The organism is Flavihumibacter solisilvae (assembly GCF_000814475.1).
Classification (GTDB): Bacteria; Bacteroidota; Bacteroidia; order Chitinophagales; family Chitinophagaceae; genus Flavihumibacter; species Flavihumibacter solisilvae.
Window position 1 is genome coordinate 96816 of record NZ_JSVC01000003.1, and the last position, 19616, is coordinate 116431.

The 19616-nt window shown below is 46.0% G+C and carries 20 protein-coding genes; 2 read left to right on the forward strand and 18 right to left on the reverse strand.

Annotated elements, in window-relative coordinates:
- Nucleotides 1-3: 3 nt before the first annotated feature.
- The 8 genes from OI18_RS03510 to OI18_RS24630 all read right to left on the reverse strand — a co-directional run bounded on the left by OI18_RS03510 (nucleotide 4) and on the right by OI18_RS24630 (nucleotide 6102).
- Nucleotides 4-774 (reverse strand): alpha/beta hydrolase, encoded by a 771-nt coding sequence (locus OI18_RS03510; RefSeq protein ID WP_039137292.1) that lies wholly within the window; start codon nucleotides 772-774, stop codon nucleotides 4-6.
- Nucleotides 775-878: 104 nt separating this feature from the next.
- A complete protein-coding gene (locus tag OI18_RS03515; RefSeq protein WP_039137294.1) occupies nucleotides 879-1376 on the reverse strand; it encodes an SRPBCC family protein in 498 nt (165 codons plus the stop codon).
- Nucleotides 1373-1693, reverse strand: coding sequence for an ArsR/SmtB family transcription factor (locus OI18_RS03520; protein WP_039137295.1), 321 nt, complete (start codon nucleotides 1691-1693; stop codon nucleotides 1373-1375). The genes OI18_RS03515 and OI18_RS03520 overlap by 4 nt, the downstream gene beginning before the upstream one ends.
- 68 nt (nucleotides 1694-1761) lie before the next feature.
- Nucleotides 1762-3099, reverse strand: a complete 1338-nt coding sequence (locus tag OI18_RS03525) for a glucoamylase family protein (RefSeq protein ID WP_052272827.1) — start codon at nucleotides 3097-3099, stop codon at nucleotides 1762-1764.
- An 84-nt stretch (nucleotides 3100-3183) separates the two neighbouring features.
- Nucleotides 3184-4215, reverse strand: coding sequence for an alpha/beta hydrolase (locus OI18_RS03530; protein WP_152616713.1), 1032 nt, complete (start codon nucleotides 4213-4215; stop codon nucleotides 3184-3186).
- A gap of 16 nt (nucleotides 4216-4231) precedes the next feature.
- A complete protein-coding gene (locus tag OI18_RS03535; protein ID WP_039137297.1) occupies nucleotides 4232-4786 on the reverse strand; it encodes a hypothetical protein in 555 nt (184 codons plus the stop codon).
- Between the two features lie 14 nt (nucleotides 4787-4800).
- Nucleotides 4801-5898 carry a hypothetical protein gene (locus tag OI18_RS03540; RefSeq protein ID WP_039137299.1) on the reverse strand — a complete coding sequence of 366 codons (1098 nt, stop codon included), beginning with the start codon at nucleotides 5896-5898 and terminating at the stop codon, nucleotides 4801-4803.
- A 66-nt stretch (nucleotides 5899-5964) separates the two neighbouring features.
- On the reverse strand, nucleotides 5965-6102 hold the full coding sequence (locus OI18_RS24630; RefSeq protein ID WP_160290187.1) for a hypothetical protein: 138 nt from the start codon (nucleotides 6100-6102) through the stop codon (nucleotides 5965-5967).
- Between the two features lie 260 nt (nucleotides 6103-6362).
- On the opposite strand from OI18_RS24630, the gene OI18_RS03545 reads away from it, so the two are divergent.
- The gene (locus OI18_RS03545) at nucleotides 6363-7415 is read left to right on the forward strand and encodes a hypothetical protein (protein ID WP_039137300.1); all 1053 of its coding nucleotides are present in this window, start codon (nucleotides 6363-6365) and stop codon (nucleotides 7413-7415) included.
- Between the two features lie 107 nt (nucleotides 7416-7522).
- On the opposite strand, the gene OI18_RS25185 is transcribed toward OI18_RS03545, so the two are convergent.
- The 9 genes from OI18_RS25185 to OI18_RS03590 form a co-directional block, all read right to left on the reverse strand.
- Nucleotides 7523-7744 carry a DUF433 domain-containing protein gene (locus OI18_RS25185; RefSeq protein WP_039137302.1) on the reverse strand — a complete coding sequence of 74 codons (222 nt, stop codon included), beginning with the start codon at nucleotides 7742-7744 and terminating at the stop codon, nucleotides 7523-7525.
- A gap of 103 nt (nucleotides 7745-7847) precedes the next feature.
- On the reverse strand, nucleotides 7848-10577 hold the full coding sequence (locus OI18_RS03555; protein ID WP_039137304.1) for a glycoside hydrolase family 38 N-terminal domain-containing protein: 2730 nt from the start codon (nucleotides 10575-10577) through the stop codon (nucleotides 7848-7850).
- Nucleotides 10578-10583: 6 nt separating this feature from the next.
- On the reverse strand, nucleotides 10584-11738 hold the full coding sequence (locus OI18_RS03560; protein WP_039137307.1) for an AraC family transcriptional regulator: 1155 nt from the start codon (nucleotides 11736-11738) through the stop codon (nucleotides 10584-10586).
- A gap of 32 nt (nucleotides 11739-11770) precedes the next feature.
- Nucleotides 11771-12727 (reverse strand): phytanoyl-CoA dioxygenase family protein, encoded by a 957-nt coding sequence (locus tag OI18_RS03565; RefSeq protein ID WP_052272829.1) that lies wholly within the window; start codon nucleotides 12725-12727, stop codon nucleotides 11771-11773.
- 154 nt (nucleotides 12728-12881) lie between these two features.
- Nucleotides 12882-14150, reverse strand: coding sequence for an epoxide hydrolase family protein (locus OI18_RS03570; RefSeq protein WP_039137308.1), 1269 nt, complete (start codon nucleotides 14148-14150; stop codon nucleotides 12882-12884).
- Between the two features lie 27 nt (nucleotides 14151-14177).
- Nucleotides 14178-15482 carry an epoxide hydrolase family protein gene (locus OI18_RS03575; protein ID WP_052272830.1) on the reverse strand — a complete coding sequence of 435 codons (1305 nt, stop codon included), beginning with the start codon at nucleotides 15480-15482 and terminating at the stop codon, nucleotides 14178-14180.
- Nucleotides 15483-15618: 136 nt separating this feature from the next.
- Complete coding sequence (locus tag OI18_RS03580) at nucleotides 15619-16338, reverse strand: hypothetical protein (protein WP_205409977.1); 720 nt, start codon at nucleotides 16336-16338, stop codon at nucleotides 15619-15621.
- Nucleotides 16339-16408: 70 nt separating this feature from the next.
- On the reverse strand, nucleotides 16409-16900 hold the full coding sequence (locus OI18_RS03585; protein ID WP_152616714.1) for a hypothetical protein: 492 nt from the start codon (nucleotides 16898-16900) through the stop codon (nucleotides 16409-16411).
- Nucleotides 16901-17086: 186 nt separating this feature from the next.
- Nucleotides 17087-17848, reverse strand: a complete 762-nt coding sequence (locus tag OI18_RS03590; RefSeq protein ID WP_052272831.1) for an SDR family oxidoreductase — start codon at nucleotides 17846-17848, stop codon at nucleotides 17087-17089.
- A gap of 169 nt (nucleotides 17849-18017) precedes the next feature.
- Between OI18_RS03590 and OI18_RS03595 the strand changes: the two genes are divergently transcribed.
- Nucleotides 18018-18581 carry an ORF6N domain-containing protein gene (locus tag OI18_RS03595; RefSeq protein ID WP_039137313.1) on the forward strand — a complete coding sequence of 188 codons (564 nt, stop codon included), beginning with the start codon at nucleotides 18018-18020 and terminating at the stop codon, nucleotides 18579-18581.
- 7 nt (nucleotides 18582-18588) lie between these two features.
- Here OI18_RS03595 and OI18_RS23565 read toward each other — a convergent pair whose 3' ends face one another.
- Nucleotides 18589-19422, reverse strand: a complete 834-nt coding sequence (locus OI18_RS23565) for a GNAT family N-acetyltransferase (protein WP_082037840.1) — start codon at nucleotides 19420-19422, stop codon at nucleotides 18589-18591.
- Nucleotides 19423-19616: the final 194 nt, after the last annotated feature.

Consider the following 19616-nt stretch of genomic DNA (forward strand, 5'->3'; position numbering starts at 1 on the left):
CTGCTACAGCTTTTCATACCAATCCAAAATATAGTCGGCCACCTTTTCCCAGCCCGGTTCACCGCAAATGAAATGGCTTTTGCCCTCAACGATCTTTACATCAACGCGGCTGTTACCATCCTTATACCTGCCGGCTATTGTTTGTGTTAGTCCAGGTGGGAAAATATGATCGTTGCCACCACCAACAAACAGGATAGGCGCGTGGGGCTTCTTAAAATCAATATTTGAAAAGGAGTTTAAAACCAGTTCACGACTGACCTTATAGCTCTCAGGCACCGCATATTTTTCAAATGCCTTTTGTTTCTCTGCGTCGGGGAGTGTATTGAAAAACGCATAATCGTACCATTGACGGCTCCCCATAAAATATTTAGCGGAAGAAAAAAATCCAAAGGCCGGCAACACTGTCTTGAGCGTTTGAAACGGGGGGAAGACATTCTTCGGTGGAGCTCCGTCAATGCTGACGCCAGCTGCTGCCTGTCCCATTTCAACCAGTTTCATTGTTACCATACCAGCCATGGAGTGACCAATTACCAATGGCTTCTCAGGCAAAGTATCTATTAACCGGTCAATATTGTTTACCACATCTATAAACCCGGTATTGACAAGGTCAGGATGTACTTTTGCCCTCAGGTCGGCAGGATTGCCTCCATGCCCTGGATTTGAAGGGGTATAAACTGTATATCCCTTTTGTTCATAGTAACGTTTCCATTCTGCCCAGCTTAGGTCATTCACAAAATTGCCGTGAACCAGCACAATGGTTTTTGATTTTGCCATATTAGTTTCAAAACTTATGTCTCCCAATATATAAAATGATTACCGGAGACATTCAACTAATTCGCAAATCAACATATGATGGTCGCAATTAGACATGAATAAAGTCAATTTCTATTGGCTGCCAGCAGTTTTTCCAGGTTGGCCAGCGACATTTTGAATCCTTCTGTGAAGCCCATTTCAATCAACTTCTCCATACGTTCAAGGGATTCGTTGTAAATAGAAATTTTCACTATCGTGGTTCCGTTTTGTTCGCTGAAACTGTAATCCCACTCTGAACCCGGCAATTGAAGATTTTCGTTTTCATCGGCAAAAGCATTGAACATTTTGAAATTGGTTTTCGGGCTGATGGAAGTGTATTTCTGGACTGCCCAGCGCTCCAGTCCCTCCGGGCTTACCATGGCATAGAACCTCCGCCCGCCAACGGTGAAGTCCATGAATTTTGTTTTTGATGTCCAGGGTTTCGGCGCTACCCACTGGTCAAGTAGTTCGGCTTTGGTAAACGCATCCCATACGCTATCCAGGTCAGCATCAAACTCCCTTGTAATGAATACCGTTTTCGCTGCTTTGTCAACGGTAAAGTCAAATAGCAGATTGGTTGTCATTTTTTTTGTTTTTTAATGGTTGATAATACTTTGTCGAGTTGATTGAATTTAGTTTCCCACATGGTCCTGAATTGTGCCAGCCAATTGTCAAATTCCTTCATCTTCTTAGGGTTGAAATGATAGTAAATTTCCCTGCCGGACTGTTCCGGCTTTATCAATCCACATTCCTGTAGAACTTTAATGTGCTTTGACACTGCCTGCCGGCTCATATCGAACTTTTCGGCCATGGCATTTGGCGTTAATGCCTGAATGGCAATCAGGGTCAGGATAGCCCTGCGGGTAGGATCGGCTATGGCCTGGAATATATCTTGTTTCATTTTGCAAGTATTAAAATACGCAACCTACAGGTTGCAAATATATGTGCAACTTTTGGGTTGCGCAAATTTTATTTTACTTGCTCCAGCCAGCCGCCGCTAAATCCTGCTTTGCGCAGCCCGCTAATAATGTGTGGGCATTGTTTGAAAATCGTCCATGTAAGTTCAGATTGATAGTTTTCTATCATCATCACTACCGGGCCACGATTCAACCCGAATTGCCAGGGCGACAACCATCCGAATGGATTATCTCCTCTTTTGGGAAAAGTGGCATTGAAGCTGGCCTGGAATCCCTTGTTTTTTCCAAACAGCAGGAAAATTATTCCCAGGACAAATCGTGCAGCTCTTAGCACCAGCTTTGGTGCAAAGGGTAACGCTGTAACACATACCCATGGCGATATTGTACCGTCATCTGGGCCATATGGTGCTCCGCGGGCTATATAGTCATAGAAAGTTCTTTGCACTCCATTCACCTTATAGGTGGCGGGACCAGGCCCATCGCTTGCGGTAAGTCCCCATACATATTTGCCATACCTCCTGAAACCCATCGGGTTTTCAAGAGCATACCTATAGTGAACAAGCACTGCCCGGCAGCTGTTTTCAAAATAATCTATCCCGTATTTTGTATTTATGCTATCACTAATGCCCCTGAGATCAAGCCATAGCTGGGACATCTGGTGAATGAAAAGCGGGCCCGCATATAGATACTCAATGTCGTAGGCTTTTTTCCATTCAAATGAGGATAGCCACTCCAGGTACCCAGCCTCGCTGATAGGATGTGTTGGTGATCCCAGGGCAAGGATATAGAGGATATGCGCCTCGCTGTAACCATTATTCCATCTTTGTTCACAGAAGCCTTTTTCGGGTGTCCAGCCATGTGTAAGTGTAGCCGCCCCGTTTCGCGCCCAGTCCCAATCTACCCGCTCATAAAGTACGTCTCCCAGATTCCTTAATTCTTCTTCTTCTTCGTTATGATGGGTAAAATAATGCCTGGCTGTCAATATCCCTGCCATCAAAATTGCGGTATCAATTGTTGACAGTTCAGATTCCCACATTCTCTTACCAGTTTGCATATTGAGAAAATGGTAGTAAAACCCCATGTATCCTGTTGAATCGGGCTCAGGCCCTTGTTGGCTTGAATGCAGAAATCTTAGCGTCTGTAATATTCTTCCCCGCGCCTCCTCACGACTGATATAGCCCCGTTCCACACCGATTATGTAAACATTTATGGATAAACCGATCACAGCGATGCTTGATGGGCTACCCGCTTCCGTTTTATCAGCTATGAGGCCATTATTGCAATTTTTTTCATCAATAAAGTAATCAAAGGTTTCACGTTCCAGGCGTTGCAGTATTTCCGAATCCGTGGTAAAGTGCAGCAAATATTTTAGGGCTAATATTACATCCATGTTACCTCCGATTGATACTCTTGCTATTGCAACTCGAATGCCACCACTGAACCTCCTTATCATTGACGATCCGGGCTTTCCCGGTTACTGATTGCCGCCGATGGGTAACTTCTTACAAATTTGAAAAATGTTCTTTACCACTTCTTCATTGAAACCATGTGCGGCAGTTGACAACAGGATATATTCTTTTTTCGGTGCGGTGACCTGGTCAAAGTAAGGCCTTGAAATTTCCGCCGGGGTCATAATATCTGTTGCGCCCTGGAGGATATATATGGGGATCTTGAAACTCAAACCACTCACAGGCCTGGACATTGGCTCGATGCCAAGCTTTTTGTCACCTTCAAAGTAAACGAAGGAATAATCATCTCCATCATAACGATGCTGGTTGTCTTTTTCATTATCATATTCAGCCGATATTTTCATCCAGTGTTCAGGAGCTGGTGTGGAATTCAGCTGTTCATACTTTTTTAAGATGCGGAAGAACTGGCCATATTGCCGTGCTGTGTCGTAGGGTGGCATTCCAAGCGCATCCAACACCGCTAGTGATTTTTGGTCCGATGCTTTCTTTACCTGTTGATAGGCTTTCTGCCAGGCGAGCTTCAGGTCATTAGCGGGATACACCAGCTGGGAATGCCCGATATAGGCATAGAATAGGTCAGGTCTTAGTTCCGCTAACTGGATCCCCAACACCGATCCCCAGGAAGAACCGAACAAAATAATCTTTTGTTTGTCCAGATGCCGGACCAGGTATTCCGCCACTTTAATGCCATCTTTGATCATTTCCTCCACTTTCAGTGGGTTGGATTTTATAAACGCTGGCGTTAATTCAGCAGGAGCTGTGCGCCCATAGGTTTTCCCGGCACCGCGTTGGTCCCATTGTACCAGGACAAAATCCTTTTCCCATCCGCTGAACATTGCATCAGCATATGGAGTCAATGGGCTACCTGGCCCTCCATGTAGAAAGAGGATAACCGGTTTCGAACGATCGCCTTTTATCGTGATCCATTGTTCAATGCCATTTATCTGGACAAAGCCCTTTTCATCAATTTGTGCGTTTTGTGATTTGGATATGATTGGTGTTACCAGTAGACCAAGGATGACAACCAATTTGGGCATGCTAGTTATACCTCCGTTATATACTTGTCTTTTTTTTTCCACTTAAAAAAGGTTGTTTAGTTAATTGATCCTGGTAGTCGCTTATTTTAAAGAATGGCCAGACATCATAGTCGCCTGACTTTTGCCACTCGTAATAGGAAATAATTTGTTCTTCTCTTTTATTTCTGTAATGGTGCCCGAGTGTCAGGACTGACAAGATCAAGTCCGATAATGAGAATTGTAACAATGGGTTGTTCGTGTTGAAATAAGGCCATCTATATTCCTTATCAGAATGTAGAAATAAAATGCAGCGTGCTATGATTTTAAATGAATCCTTTCGTAATGCATCTGACTTAATCAGCTTATGATTTCTTGTGTCGTCATATAGCCCCCAACACAACTCAAGCATAGGCTTAATGATTGGATCGTCGTTTTCTCTCTTTGATAGTTTTGATCGGTGATATTGCTCGGGAAGCCAGCCGTCCGAAACGTCATTCATAACGGCTTCTTCAAATTCGTCATTTGAGATCAGTCCAACTGACAAGTGGCGTAAATGAAGGACAAGTTTTTTTCTTCGTTCCTTGTCTACCATATTTTTAAATTAGGTTACCAACGGATAGTACTTTCTGTTGTGTCGACAGGCATTGGAATCGTATCTATAGGAATAATAATTTGCCACTTCAAAATTTCTTCTGCTTTAGACTGGATCTTTTTCCTCAAGCCTTCATAGGCAGGGCAAGGGTTCTCCCAAATTTCGATGACCACTCTATCTATTATATTTTTTTGATCGGGCATGCAAGTCTGCGATGCCAGGCGATTTAGCATAGTGTCCAATAGCTTTGAGCTTCTGTCACTTTCTTGTACAACCAGAGCTTGAATGAAATCTTCTGGCGCAGCCCTGTCGGCAACGACACCGGAAAATCCATGAGGTCGATTTCCTGAGAATTTGTAAAACCGCCTGCGATGATAGGCCTGCAAAACATCCATGTATGCTGTATCAGGAAATTCTGTCATTAGCTGAAAAGATATATCGCTTAACCTCCCGACATACCTCAACAATTTATTCTTAATAAATACCACATCCTCCTTTTTCTGGAACATTGCAAGCCCATATAGTGCGTACTCAATGTCACTGAAACCTAGTTCAAATTCTTCATCGGGGTCTAAGCGCCTGGGACGTGTTGCCATATCCTTGATGAAAGGGTAATATTTCTCTTGCGGCTGTAATGTTTTCAGAATAGTATAAGCAGATGTCAGGTAATTATGTTTGGTAAGTACCTGCTCAACCGTTTTGTCTTTTAATTCCTGTGTTTTCCAAACTGCCTCCTGCAAAATGTCGTCTGTCACTGTCCGGTCCCAGATACCAAACTCACCAGCATCGGTGAAAACAAGGGCTGTGTCGTCCAGGTGCCCCATTATTATTTCAAAATGGTTGATGGATTTTCGTTTCAGCATTTCCCGGAATGCTGAAGCCCGAATTATCGGATGCTCAGATTTGCCAAGGCGCTCAAGCTCTTTATCGGTAGTCAGGGATTTCAAGGCACTGTCACTATGCATTACAATTCCTTTTTCAACCATTTTTGTTAGATGGGGCTGAAGTTTTTTCGGGGAATCTTTGATAGCATAGCGATAAGTATTGTTGTTAGTGCAAGAACAAATGATGAATGTCAGTAGCAGAATTATTTGTTGTTTTGGTCGAAACATAATCTTAAGTCTTATCGACTACCGAAAAATAGCTTTAAGACGCCAGATTTGCAAGCCGAAGATATTTCACGGTCGCTTCTCCCACATCAATTGTCCCAGCACCAGCGATTTAATTTCGCCATCATCCCTCGGGATAAATTCATAGCCTGTGCTGTAATTTCCCTTGCCCTGGCTTTTGAACCTGTTGTTTCCCAAAGAGATCACAGAAAAGTATTTTTGGTGGACTTCTAAACTGCGCCAGCGTGGGTGAAAAAGACCGATCCACAAAAAAAACAATTGCATACCCCTGTTTATTGTCGTACCTTAACTAGCATCTTTCCACGATATCCGGTACCCGCCGGATTTTTTTATTTCCCCTCATTACCGAACTACATTGATTACCGCGACTCGCTGCCCTTATTAAAACCACCATCCGTCGGTCTGCATACCCTGTAATTCCATTTTCATCACTTAAACTTTTTGCTATGCAGATTTCATTTACGCCACCGCTGGCCACGAAGTTTTTCATCACTCACCGACTTTTCATCCTGTTGGCCCTTGGTTTTGCCATGGTCGTTCCGGGTTGTAAAAAGGATGGCCACCCGCCCAATGGTCCAAAAACCGCGAAGCTGCTGGTTGCCGACCTGAAAGAGCTCCAGGGCAGTACTGTCGGCCCTGACAAACAGTTGTATGTAACCGCACCGCTCGACGGCACCATCTGGAAAGTAGACCCGAATACCGGCGACTACACGCTTTTCGCCACCGGGTTGCCTAAGCGAAACCCCGACCCATTCTACATTGGTGCCGGGGTGATCGATGTAGTCTTCCTTGGCAATACTGCTTATGCGCTGGTAACTGGTGTTGCGGCGGATCTCGGCGGGACTGATGTCGTAGGCATTTACCAGGTAACCGGTCCGGACAGCTATACCATTACTGCGGATATCGGCGCGTGGGCAACGGAACATCCCCCGGTGCCTGACTTCTTCGTGGCCACTGGCTTCCAGTACTCGTTCGAACCTTACCGCGACGGTTTCATTGTCGCTGACGCGCACCATAACCGCTTACTTTATGTCACCCTCGACGGCGGGATCACCGAGGTGATCGCCTTCGCGAATGAGGTGCCGACAGGGCTGTCGGTGAAAGCCAACACTGTCTTCTTCACCAAAGCCGGTCCCATTCCTCACCATCCTGAGGATGCGAAACTCCTGACCCTCCCGCCAAAGTCGCCCGTCGCCCTTGAATTGGCCTCCGGTGAGGGATTGGAAGTTGGGTTATTCGTTGACGTGGAATTTGACCGTTGGGGTATGATCCATGTTCTCGCACAGGGCAAATGGGATGGTCCCTTCGAAGGGGCTCCGGCACTGCCAAACACCGGCGCGCTCCTGAAGTTCAAACCGAACGGCAGTTTCAGCACCGTCGTAAAAGGACTGAACCAGCCCACTTCGCTGGAGTTCATTGGCAACAACGCTTACATTGTTAGCCTGATCGGCGAGGTCTGGAAGATAGACGATTGCTCGCCTTCGGCTTATGGGAATTAATACTGCTGAGCGTAACATGCTTCCTGCTACTTAGCAATAGTCCTCGTTTCAAACGAGGACTATTTATATTGATCCAGCAACTTGCCAATTTGAACTCCTCAGTAGTTTCATGAAGGAATTCTAATAACATGTTCTCGTTCTGCTGCAAAAGATAATGCAGCTTTGATATGGTCCTCATTAATTTCAGGATACTCTTCAGTAATTTCCTGGAAAGACATTCCTGTAGCCAACCAGGTCAGGATATCAAATACAGTTATCCGGGTATTAGTGATACATGGTTGACCGAAACGCTTTTCTGCCTTAATCTTTATGTATTGCTGATAACTCACGATCTAATAATACAAAATTCAGGTAAACAGGCAAACTTGACCCGTATTGAAGCCGTACATTGGGTGACAATACCTAGTTTTTCTAAAGTTCGTTATTCCCGATCTATTTCAAAATAAAAGTCCGTGGCTGGTTAGCGCCAATATCAAATGCGAAAGAATTATTTGAAATCGTAATTCCATTCTTATCCAACAACTCACCCCTTAAATTACACAGGTAGGCTTTCCTGAATAAGCTATTGCCGGGAAGCGTAACCGTGCATTTTCCGGAACGTCCCGCTTCTTCCCAAAAACGAATCAGGGCTTCATTCCCTTTCTTGTTGAATGAAGTAACCAGGATGCCTTTGCGATCCAGTGATAGTCCGCCCTGTGTATTGGGCAACTCACCAGAGGTTTCATAATTATGGGCAAAAGCCAGTGATGTAGGCGCATAGTACGCTGCACTCAATGGTGTGCGGGTTTCTTCAGCAGGAGTGATAAGGGCAGACTCTGCATCATAGTTTTTGTAACTCCAGACGTAAAACTTAGCCGAATGCGACCCTTCTACCCATTCTGTAAAATTAGTGCCCCATACATTGTTAAACAGGTTGGAAAACACAGTGCCGGTTGAAAGCGTCCTTGTTTTGGAATATACCCCAATCCCCGGCTGGTCAATACTTACACCCGGGGTATGTGGACAATTCAGACCAATGCCCCCTGCCTTATCATACATGGCCATCGCTGTGTTGAGAAAATAAAAGTCGTGATTGGCTTTATTCACAAGGTCGTGTTGCGGATCCACAATGCCGCCAGTACGCAACAGGCGATATTCCGGTTTGTCTAATGCAAACGGGAAAGCCACCCAACCCGCTTCAGGATTGGGTACCGGCTTCTTCCCGTCTTGTCCGACCATAATCTCGATATAGGGCTCATTTTCGTAGAGCGTATAACTGACCAGGTATCGCTGTGCACTGCTGTCGTTTAACCGGCACATTGCCGTAGCACGGATCATGCTGTTGTTTTTTAGCCAGTCTATTTTATCACATTTCCCGGTGAACCTTACCTGGTGCTGGTTAGTCACCTGGCTTTTTAACCTGATGAACTCCTGGCCTGCCCAATCGGCACTACCGGGCTTGATATAATTGTTATTGTACGCTTCTATTTGTTCCTGCCCCAATTGTTCATACACGTATTCACCAAAACCATATTGGCTCCGAGCATCCACCAGTTCCCGGTTGTTTTGCTTGTCAAATGCTGACTGCAATGTTCCCTTGGATGGATCAATGACCAGTTTAAAGTATTTATTCTCCAATACCCGGTTTTGCTCGTTGGCTGACAACGTTGAAGAAGCAACTCCATCTTCATTGGAAACGACAAAAGTTTTATATCCGCCGGCCGGAACATCCATCGCGTCAAAAGATAGCAGGTTGTGGTCCTGGTGCACCGGAATGATCTTCCCTGTCCCGGGATCCTTAAGCGCTTTAATGGCCGGCACCGGATGGGATGGATTTTCATAAATGCTTTGAAACAGGGTTACCCGCCCACTTCTTGCCCATGGAAGGGGGTTGTAAACGGTAACATGCGGGGTTTTATCTTTCACAGATTTCACCAGTTCAAAAAGAAGGTTCCGTTTTAATGGCCACATTATTTTCTCCGCTTTTTTTGTATAGGCTGATTTTTCTTCCCATGATTTTTCCAGGAAATAATAATTGCCTGCGGCCCTGTTGATTTTAAATTCATCATCGTATTTCCAGAACAGCTGATGACCATGCGACATGGCTCCGCCGAACGTATGTTCGTCAAACAGTAACATGTTTTCAGTCGCCTTATTTACATACCTGTCAATGGAAACATTTTTGCCTTTCCATACATTCATGTGGGTATTCAACTGCTCAGTCACATAAGTTTCACGTTGAAAGACTTTATTGGTTTTTACTTCCTCCGGCATAGACATAAAGCCATGGATCCAGGTATCCGGCATGTCACCTTTTACAACAGGCAATTGTGGATTTTCTTTCATCAGCAAATCATAGAAATCCGAAATTCTTCCAATGTGGACGCGGGCATTGGGCATTTTCTCTTTGGCTTCTTTTAATAAAGCTGCAACCTCTTTGGGATCGGGCGCACCGGTGTTTTCGTGCGTATGAATCATGGCCAGCCATGTTTTGTGGGGCCAGTCTTTAGGCGGTAAAACCCCGGAACCATAATATTGCGCCCAATAAAAGGTGAGCAACTTTGAACTGTCAGGCCCCTGCCACCAAAACAACGTAGGTACATCCGGTGAAGTTGAACCGGGATTACAACCGATATGCAATATGTCCACACCAGCGTTCTTTAATAAGGTTGGAATGATCCAGGAATGCTCAGGCACATCGGTAAACTTGGCATCACGCGCAGGGTTTAGCCCGAAACGCCGGTTGATGTTATCGGAAAATGATAGACCACGGGTGAGGTTCTCCATATCGCTCGACTCGGTTTCCACCGTAAAGGGCAGGGCATGGGGAATGATGCGCTTGTCTTTAATGGCTTTTTCCAGGCGTGTTTTGTTTTCCGGTGAACAGTTGTCGAGCATATATTGCAGGGGCCATGCAGGAATTGTCCAAACAAATTGCTGGCTTTTAGGCAGTGAGGCTGTTTTGTCAATATTCTCCAACGTCTTTTCCAGCATGGGTCCCGCATATTTTTGGAGGACAGCCTCTGTCCAGTCGGTATAACCGAGATCCACATGCATTTTAAAAGCTATCACTATATCTGTAACCGTATTGTTGGCATTACCTTTCCCCGCGTCAACAGCGCTTATCTGCGATTTCAATAAAGCAGGTGCAAGTAACAGGGACAGTAATAATAATTTTCTCATGGTTTCTTATTTGAACCGGTTGCGATACTCCCTCGGGCTCACTCCCATAGATTGCCTGAAGTACCGGGTGATATTATCGGGGTTGTTAAAATTCATTTCCGCAGCAATTTGCTGTATAGTAAGGTCAGAATCTTCCAGCAGGATTTTAATTCTCCTGATCCTTGCCTTCTTGATCTCTTCCAGGATGGAACTCTTGATCATCTGCTGGAATTTTATTTCAAGGATCCGGCGTGATACAACAGTTGCCTTAACCACATCGTCAACAGATATTTCTTTGGAAGGAGATTCATTGGCAATAAAGTGAAGGGCGGCGCGCACCTGTTCGTCCTCGACCGCCAACGCGCTGGTTGAATTCCGGGTGATCACCTTTGCATCCCCTGCAATGATATCAGCAGCTGGCTTTTCGCCATAGTCTATCCACCTGCATAAGGCTGTTGCTGCCTGGAAGCCTGCCAGCCTGGCGTCATGTTCGATACTCGAAAGGGTAGGACTGGCCATATCACAGATCATTGCATCGTTATCGACTCCCAGAACTGAAAGATCATCCGGCACTTTTAATCCCAATTCTTTCGCGGCTTCCAGCAGGTGAATATTCAATTCATCAGTAGCCGAGAATACAGCACATGGTGTTTCGAGTTCAGGCAGCCATTCAGTCAGCTGTGCCGGCAGTTGCTCCCATAACAAGGTTCTGTCATCAAAAATATTAGCGTTCACATAATAGCCGGTATTATTAAGTCGCTCAATATAGCCGGCTTGTCTTTCGGTAGACCATTGAAAATTCCTGAATCCCAGGAAGGCATAATTCCTGTAACCCTTCGAGATGAAATAATCAGCGGCCGCTTCACCAACCGATTTGTTAGATCCCCATAGGTTTATTTTGTCTTTATATAACTTGGTATGCGGAGCGATGATAAGCGGAATATCCAGGTCAAGCAGTTGTTCAAACCCGTCAATCTCCCTGGTCAGGATTCCGTCCGGTTTCCAGGCGATCACCCGGTCCACCAATGCATGCTGGTTATTTCCCTGGATATATTTTGGCGAGAAGGAGAAAAAAATAAACCTGTCGTGGATCCTGTTGAAATTGGCAAAGCCTTTCAGGAGATCCCTGTCATAGGCACGGGACACGTCCGCCAATACCGCCACTTTTAATTTCTTCTTCAACTTTCGCGCGATTGTTACTTTACGAAAGGTACTTACAAAAGTTCCCAGTTCACCCTTGGCACGTTCAATGATCCCAGTTCCTTGTCGCCGTCGAACAAGAGCGGGAAAAACTTGCTGTCAAGTACCTTATCCTGCTCCATGGGTGGAAAGCTTTGCAATGCCTCCAACCGCTCGTAGTTGGCGGTGTTCCCGAGCGTTCCGGATGCCATGGCATTGATTACCACTGCCCTTCTCGGCCGTACAGAAGAATTTGCATAAGAGCCATGCATGGTCAGGGGGTGATGGAAACTCGCATACCCCTTCGGTAATTCATTGGCGACCTTCTTCCTGAATATGGTTTGCTGCTCTTCGGTTAGTACCTGCGTTACGGCATCCATATCCCCGGTCAGTCCTGTTATGGGCAACAGTCCCCACTTATGGCTGCCAGGAATATAATATAGGCAACCATTATCTATTGTAGCATTGTCCAGCCCTATCCAGCAGGTAAGATGATGCATAGGTTTCGTGAAAGTCCAGTAAGAAAAATCCTGGTGCCAGGCCACTACACCACCATGTTTTGCCGGTTTACAAAATAACTGGTCATGAAAAAGCCGGAACGAATGCCCCAGCAATTGGTAGGCGGCCATCCGGAAGGCCGGCGCCCAGATCAGGTCATGAAATCCCGGCGTCACTCTCCAGCCGCCAATTGCATGAAACAGCACTTTGTCCGGGTCTTCTGACTCATTGTGCTCATAGTGGTAAAATAATTTCTTCTCCTCAGCACTTACCGCCTGGAGTTTTTCCAGTTCGTGATTTAAAACGTCTACCTGCTCCTCGCTTAAGATTCGGATCCCGGATATAAAGCCATTCTCTTCGAATGACCTGACCTGTTCTTCGGTAAGCATATACGGTTCCCATTCCGCCGGGGTTGACGGCTGCCGGAAAAGATCAGAAACCGGCCTGCTAAAATTTGCAAGGTCGGACGATAGTGTGGATGCTGAATCTTTCATACATCAATTTAGGCAACCGGCATAGCATACCTTAATTCACTTTGCGAATAAGATCAGTCATTTTGCGAATGCGTATAAAAAGGTCAATGAGTGAAAGCTAAAACTTCACTCATTGACCTATCAGCTATTGATCAGAAACGATAACGCAGTTCGTCTATCTTATTGTCCTGAACGCGTCCCTGATTTCCTGTGAAAAGATCAAAGGCTGTTCCCATGCAGCAAAGTGACCGCCCTTATCAACCTGGTTGTAGTATATCAGGTTCGGATAGGCTTTTTCCGTCCAACTCTTCGGAGCCTGGTATTGCTCGCCGGGGAACACACTCACCGCAACCGGGATGGAAACTCCCTTGGTATTGAAAAATCCACCTTTGTATTCCCAGTAAAGGCGCGATGCGGAAACGCCCGTATTCGTCAGCCAGTACAATGTTATGTTATCGAGGATCTCATCACGCGTGAGTTCACCTGTAGTGCTTGATGTCCGCTGAAGGGAAGTGTAAACCGCTTCCGCCGGCTGTCCATCTGCATCATTGTGATCAAGCAGCCATGCCGCCAGTCCAACCGGTGAATCAGCAATACCGTACAATGTCTGCGGACGTGAAGCCATCAGCCGCGCATAGTCAACCTGCTTGAAAGTCCTTACCAGTTGATCATACGCGCGATGTTCATCCGCGGCCAGACCTTCAGGAGCAGGGCTGCCTGAGAGCAAAGCCTTATCCACATCGGCAGGAACTGTTGCTGGCATGTTAGTGTGAATCGCCAGCAATCCTTTCGGTGCCTGCAGGCCCATCTGGTCTACCACGAACGCACCCCAGTCACCACCCTGTGCAACATAGCGGGAGTAACCGAGACGCTTCATCAAAACATCCCATGCACGTGCCATATGTTCCGGACCCCAGCCCGTAGTGGTAGGCTTACCTGAAAATCCATAACCCGGCATTGAAGGGATCACCACGTCAAATGCATCTTCCGCCTTTCCGCCATATGCTGTCGGATCGGTAAGCGGAGCGATCACCTTCAGCTGCTCAATAATGGAACCGGGCCAGCCGTGCGTAATGATAAGTGGCAACGCATTCTTGTGTTTCGAGCGGACATGAATGAAATGAATATCGAGCCCGTCGATCGTAGTGATGTACTGGGGCAGGGTATTCAGTTTTGCTTCCACCTTCCGCCAGTCGTAATCTGTGGCCCAATAGTGAGCCAGTTGCTGTAGCGCGGCCAGCGGCACACCCTGCGTGCGATCCGGAACGGTTTCCTTCTCGGGCCACTGCGTGGCGTTGATCCGCTTGCGCAGGTCATCGAGCCGGGACTGATCAAAATGCACCTTGAATGGACGGATGGCTGCTGAATCTTTGGGCGCAGGTGTCGCACCTTGTAGTAGGTAAGCCGCAGCGACCAGCGTGCCTGTAAATAGAATCTTCTTCATTGTTTTTGTTTTTAAAATGTTGATTGTTTACTTAAGTGAAGCTTGTGCTGGTGAAGCTTCCGGCTGGCGAAGGGAACTGAATGCTGCGCGGAGCTCTTCAGAGAAGATCTTCGGTTGTTCCCATGCTGCGAAGTGACCACCAACATTGGGTTTGTTGTAATAGATCAGGTTGGGATACGCCTTCTCAGCCCAGCTCCGTGGAGCCTGGTAAAGCTCATCGGGGAAAGCACTAACGGCAACGGGCACCTGAACACCTTTCGGATTGAAATATCCACCCTTGTATTCCCAGTAGATCCGGGCTGCAGAAATGGCGGTGTTCGTGAACCAGTACAGGGAGATATTGTCAAGGATATCATCGCGTGTAAGTCCAACTGATTCGCCTGCAAATGCACGGGAGATAAGGTTCAGGCTGCGTGCATCATGGTCTAGGAGGAAGGTTGCCAGTCCAACAGGTGAATCAGTCAAAGCTGCCAGTGTCTGTGGACGTGAACCCATATAGAAGGCATAATAAACATGCTTGTACACGAAGTCAAGCTTTTCATACTCTTTCCTTTCTTCTTCGGTCAGTCCTGCAGGAACCGGTAGGCCGGCAATGGCTGCCTTATCCACTTCAGCCGGAACAGCGCCAGGGAAGTTGGTGTGAATGCCAAGTAAACTTTCAGGTGACTGTACCGCCATCAGGTCAACGATCAATCCACCCCAGTCGCCGCCCTGTGCCAGGAACTTGTTATAGCCAAGGCGTTTCATCAGGGTTACCCATGCCTTTGCCATGTGCTCAGGTCCCCAGCCGGTAGAAGTTGGTTTGCCCGAAAACCCAAAACCGGGCATGGATGGGATCACCACGTCAAACGCGTCTTCTGCTTTTCCGCCGTGGGCAGTGGGATTGGTCAGGGGATCAATTATTTTCATCAGTTCGATAAATGAACCCGGCCAGCCGTGGGCCAAAATGATCGGGAGGGCATTCGGGTGTTTGGATTTAACGTGGATGAAATGAATATCAAGTCCGTCGATCTTTGTGATGAACTGGGGGTAGGCGTTCAGCCTGGCTTCTGCTTTTCGCCAGTTGTAAGCGGTTCCCCAGTAGTGGGCGAGTGATTTGATCGTAGCCAGTGGCACGCCCTGTGACTGGTCGCTCACCGTTTCTTTTTCCGGGAACTTCGTTGCCCTGACCCTTTTTTTAAGGTCGCCAATTTGCGATTCTGAAATATGCACTTTGAACGGACGTATAGCCGTGTCCGTTGCATTGTTGTTTTGTGCATGACTGATGCTTGTAAGGAGCATAAGTGATCCTGCTACACTGGCTTTAGCCAGTGAAAAATTGAGCTTTTTCATTTTAGTGATGTTTGAAATTTTTGAAATAAGAATTCCTGTTGTTTGTTTGGTTTCCGCGGGTAAGACGAAGCCGGCTAAAGCGTTTATGAAGGGACGAAGTGCGGAGAAGTGTTTATACCAATTGGTATAATTTTAGTCAAGAAAATATTACTTGTTGGATATCGATGGAGACCATTAGATCATTCAGTAGTGGATTTCCGCCCGGACCTTTTTTATAGACCCTGCGTTTGGAAGGCAACATGAAGCCCTGTACTTCAATTGGATCGTACATATACTGTGCGGCTTCAAAATTGCCTGCTATATCGATGCTGTAATCATGTCTTTTCAGCAGAAGATCTTCCCCGAAATAAAAAAATTGTGTTGAGCTGTGTGTGGCCAGTGTTTGCGGGAATTTCACTTCCAATACCCGCCATATTTCATTGCCTTCCTTCCAGGGTTCGGTTTCCCTGGTTGTAATGCCCGGAATCAGCAGGAAGAAGGGAGAGGTGAGATAAGTCCATAGTGCATAGCCATTGAAATAAGCCCGGTCCAGCGGATCCCATTGTTCCCTTAGCAGATGCTGGTGGATGACTTCAGGATTGCCATTGCGTTCCCAGACCACTTTTCCATCGAGTGTTTCCACAGCTACCCGGTTGGGCCGGAAGTTCGTTCTGAGGTCTGGTGTTCCGAATGGGTGGAGGGAAGCATATTGTTCATGTAAATGAACGGTCATTGTTCTTGGGCTCCGGTCCTGCGGGAACCCTTTTTCGTCAAACAATCGTCCCGATGAAACGATCGTTGCTTTCAGTTGGTTGAAAGACTTCCACAAATCCGTGCCGCCATGTTTGTCGAGAATCGTGTTTATAAAGTCACTCATGATCTGTAGCATTTAAGATTGCTACACAAATATCATGAGGAGGAGGGACGTGGTTGTGTGACCTCCGTCACTATATCTTCTCGAGACTTCCATACCGGAAGTTTAATTCTTTGCACAGGTCAATAATTGCTTTCCTGCCTGACTCTGTAAACCCATGCGTTTCTGCGGGGATCTCTATTTCTGCAATTAAGTAGTTGCAGTCAAGGCAAACATTTATTTGAGTTACTTTCTTATTGTCTTTGTAAAGAACCAGGGCAAAGTGGGGCTCAAAGCAGGCAGCAGTTACTTCCCCGTATGTAGAATTGTTTGTGAGTGCAGACAGGATTTTGTCTGCCTGTTCCTGGGACAGGTATTGCTGACCCATAACAACCGGAACAAAATTTCCTTTTTGGTCAATTACACTTGGGTATGTGTTCGCGCTACCTGCAAAATCATAGGCGATTAATTTGTCATAGTCAAGTTTACTGAATGGCACCCCGTTTTTAGGATTTTGCCTGATCGTTTTTGCAGCCGCAATGTAGTCAACCAGGACGTTCTCCTTTATGATTTGAGAACTGTCCAATCGTCCTGGCGGCTTTGGAGTTGAAATAGCTTGGTCTTCAGATACTTTTTTGTCTTCAGTATTTGACTGGCAGGAACTAAGGACAGTCAAGCCGCAGGCCAGGATCAAAGTCAGTCGGGAAATTTTATGTCGAGTCATTTTCGGGAAGAAAAATAATAGTAAAAAGTCGGATTTACAAGCATTACCTCATCGCAGGTAGGCGGAACCGCACCGGGCCAGCCATTGTTTCCAGGTGATGCTTTCTGCTTTTTTGTTGATTGTAGCCAGGCTGCCGTTTCGTAAAGATTTGCCCAATGTACCAGGAATAGGCAAATTCAGAATCCATCTTTTTTTGCCAGTCTGGAGCAGCCATTCTTTTGCCATTTGTTCTACGGACAGGATTTCTGCACCACCTATTTCGTAGGTCCTGTTTTCTGCTTTTTCCAATGATAACCTAAATAATTCCTGCGCTACCACCTCGGTTGAGATCGGCTGGGAAACCATTTTTTTCGGCAATAAGCCCAATGGGAATTTTAAAGCCGTTGAGATTACCTGGTTAATCAATTCGTGAAATTGAGTTGCTCTCAAAATGGTATATGGTATACCACATGCTTTGATGGCATTTTCAGAAGCCAGCTTTTGTTTGTAATAACTCAATGGCACTTTATCAATCCCTACGATAGAAATGTAGATAAGCTGGACGTTTGAATTTTTATCTATCGCATTAAGAAGATTTTGCGATGCTATAGTATCGTTCTTAGGGTCAGTTGCAAGGTGGAAGATGATTTCTTTCCCTTCTACAGCTTCTTTAATTCCTTCGTTCTTTAGCAGATCCATTACTGCAACATTGCTTGCCCCGGAATTATTGATGCGACTTCCAACAACGTATGGAATGTTCTTTTCGCTCAGTAACCTGGTCAAACTCTTGCCTAAATTCCCTGTTCCGCCTGTGATTAGAATCTTTGCCATCGTTTAGAATTTGGATTTCATGAAGATGCAAATCTCAGTAAAGGAAGTCAGGAAAAGTTAAGTGACTACGATTAGTCCACCAATCCCCGCCTTTATTCCAACTATTAGCCTCATACTGGGTCTTTTAACCCTTGATTTCCCATGTCGGTCGCCTTATCTTGGTCACATCATGCAGTTAATTCAGAATATCCAAAGCAGGATTTATGAAATCAGGGGAGAAAGGGTTATGCTCGACCGCGATTTAGCTACTCTGTATGAAACAGAAACTAAAAGGCTAAACCAAGCTGTCAAAAGGAATATCAATAGATTCCCTCCGGATTTCATGTTTCAGCTGACTAAAGCTGAATTTGAGCCTTTAAGGTCACAAATTGTGACCTTGGAAACTGGCGATTCTTCAAGGTCGCAATTTGCGACCTTGAAAACAGGACGAGGTAAAAATAATAAATACCTGCCCTTTGCTTTTACTGAACACGGCATCACCATGCTGAGCGCAATACTAAATACAGGAATAGCGATCCAGATGAATATTGCGATAATTCGAGCCTTTATTGAAATGAGACGATACGCTATTGTTCATACCGACTGGAAGGCTCAAATCGACAAGTTGAGAGATTGTGTCGCTTCGCATGATGCACAACTCAATCAAATTTATGATGCACTTGAAAATCTCCTGGATGAAAGAGCGGAGCACAAAAAATGGGACGACAGGGAACGAATAGGCTTTAAACAATGAATCAGGATCACCGCCAATCATCAATCAAATAAACGCCTGGCCTATTGTATCCTGATTCGTTAGGTCGCGACATAGCAACCCCCTGGATCTGTGTACGAAAACCGCTGTTAAGCAGGTGCTGGTAGGCTTCGTACCGGGCTGTGTTGACACCGGCAAGTATTTTTTGCAGGCCCTTTTCAGTTGCCATTTTTTCACAGGCCTTCAGCAAGCTGTTAAAATCCTGGCCAGCGTTTGCGCCTGAGCGTACCGCTCCGAATTTGATGTAGCAGGTGCCGCTTCCAGCTTCTGTTCCAGGTCCGTAATGACATACCGCCAGTCCCACCAGTTTTCCATTCTCCCAAAGGAGTACAGTTTCACCGAGCCCCTGCTCGGCTACGGATTGGATTTCCGCGGTTACATCCAGTCCTTCGTATATCGCATCCGTCAATTGCCTGCATGTAAGAAGAGTGGATTCCTGTTCGCCTTCGGGAACCTCTGAAAACTTGGACCATTGCAGTTGATGATTTGCCTGTTCCACCGGTTTGGCCATAATGGATGTAAGGAATCGCGGCCAAAAGCCAAATTTCTGGTAGAGATTTACATGCTTGGTACTTTGTGAAAAAGTGAAGAGACCCGCATGTTTTGTACCCCATTTAGCAAAACATTCCATAACAGGCTCCAGCAGGAGTTTTGCAGCACCCTGGTCCCAATAGTCAGGATGAACAGTGAGGGGGCCAAAAAAGCCGACGCTGCCCCAGTTGCTGGCAAAGTTGGAACCTATCAGCTTGCCATTGACTTCTGCAGCAAATGCAGCGCCTGGATCGGCTTTCCAACGGGTTTTTACATAGCTGGCATCACCCAGGAATGCCGTAGGTTCCGGTGTAAGCTTCCCTTAAAGCTAGGCCATCAGGGATTAGAGTTTTTCGGTTTTTCAAATACTTTATCCACTAAGCGGTTCCCTTCAATGTTTGAGGGATTTCCGGTCACTGCTTGTGGATAAAGCTGAGGATCCTGATCCAGGCTTTGGTAATGCTTTTCAGCATATCGTACCGGTGA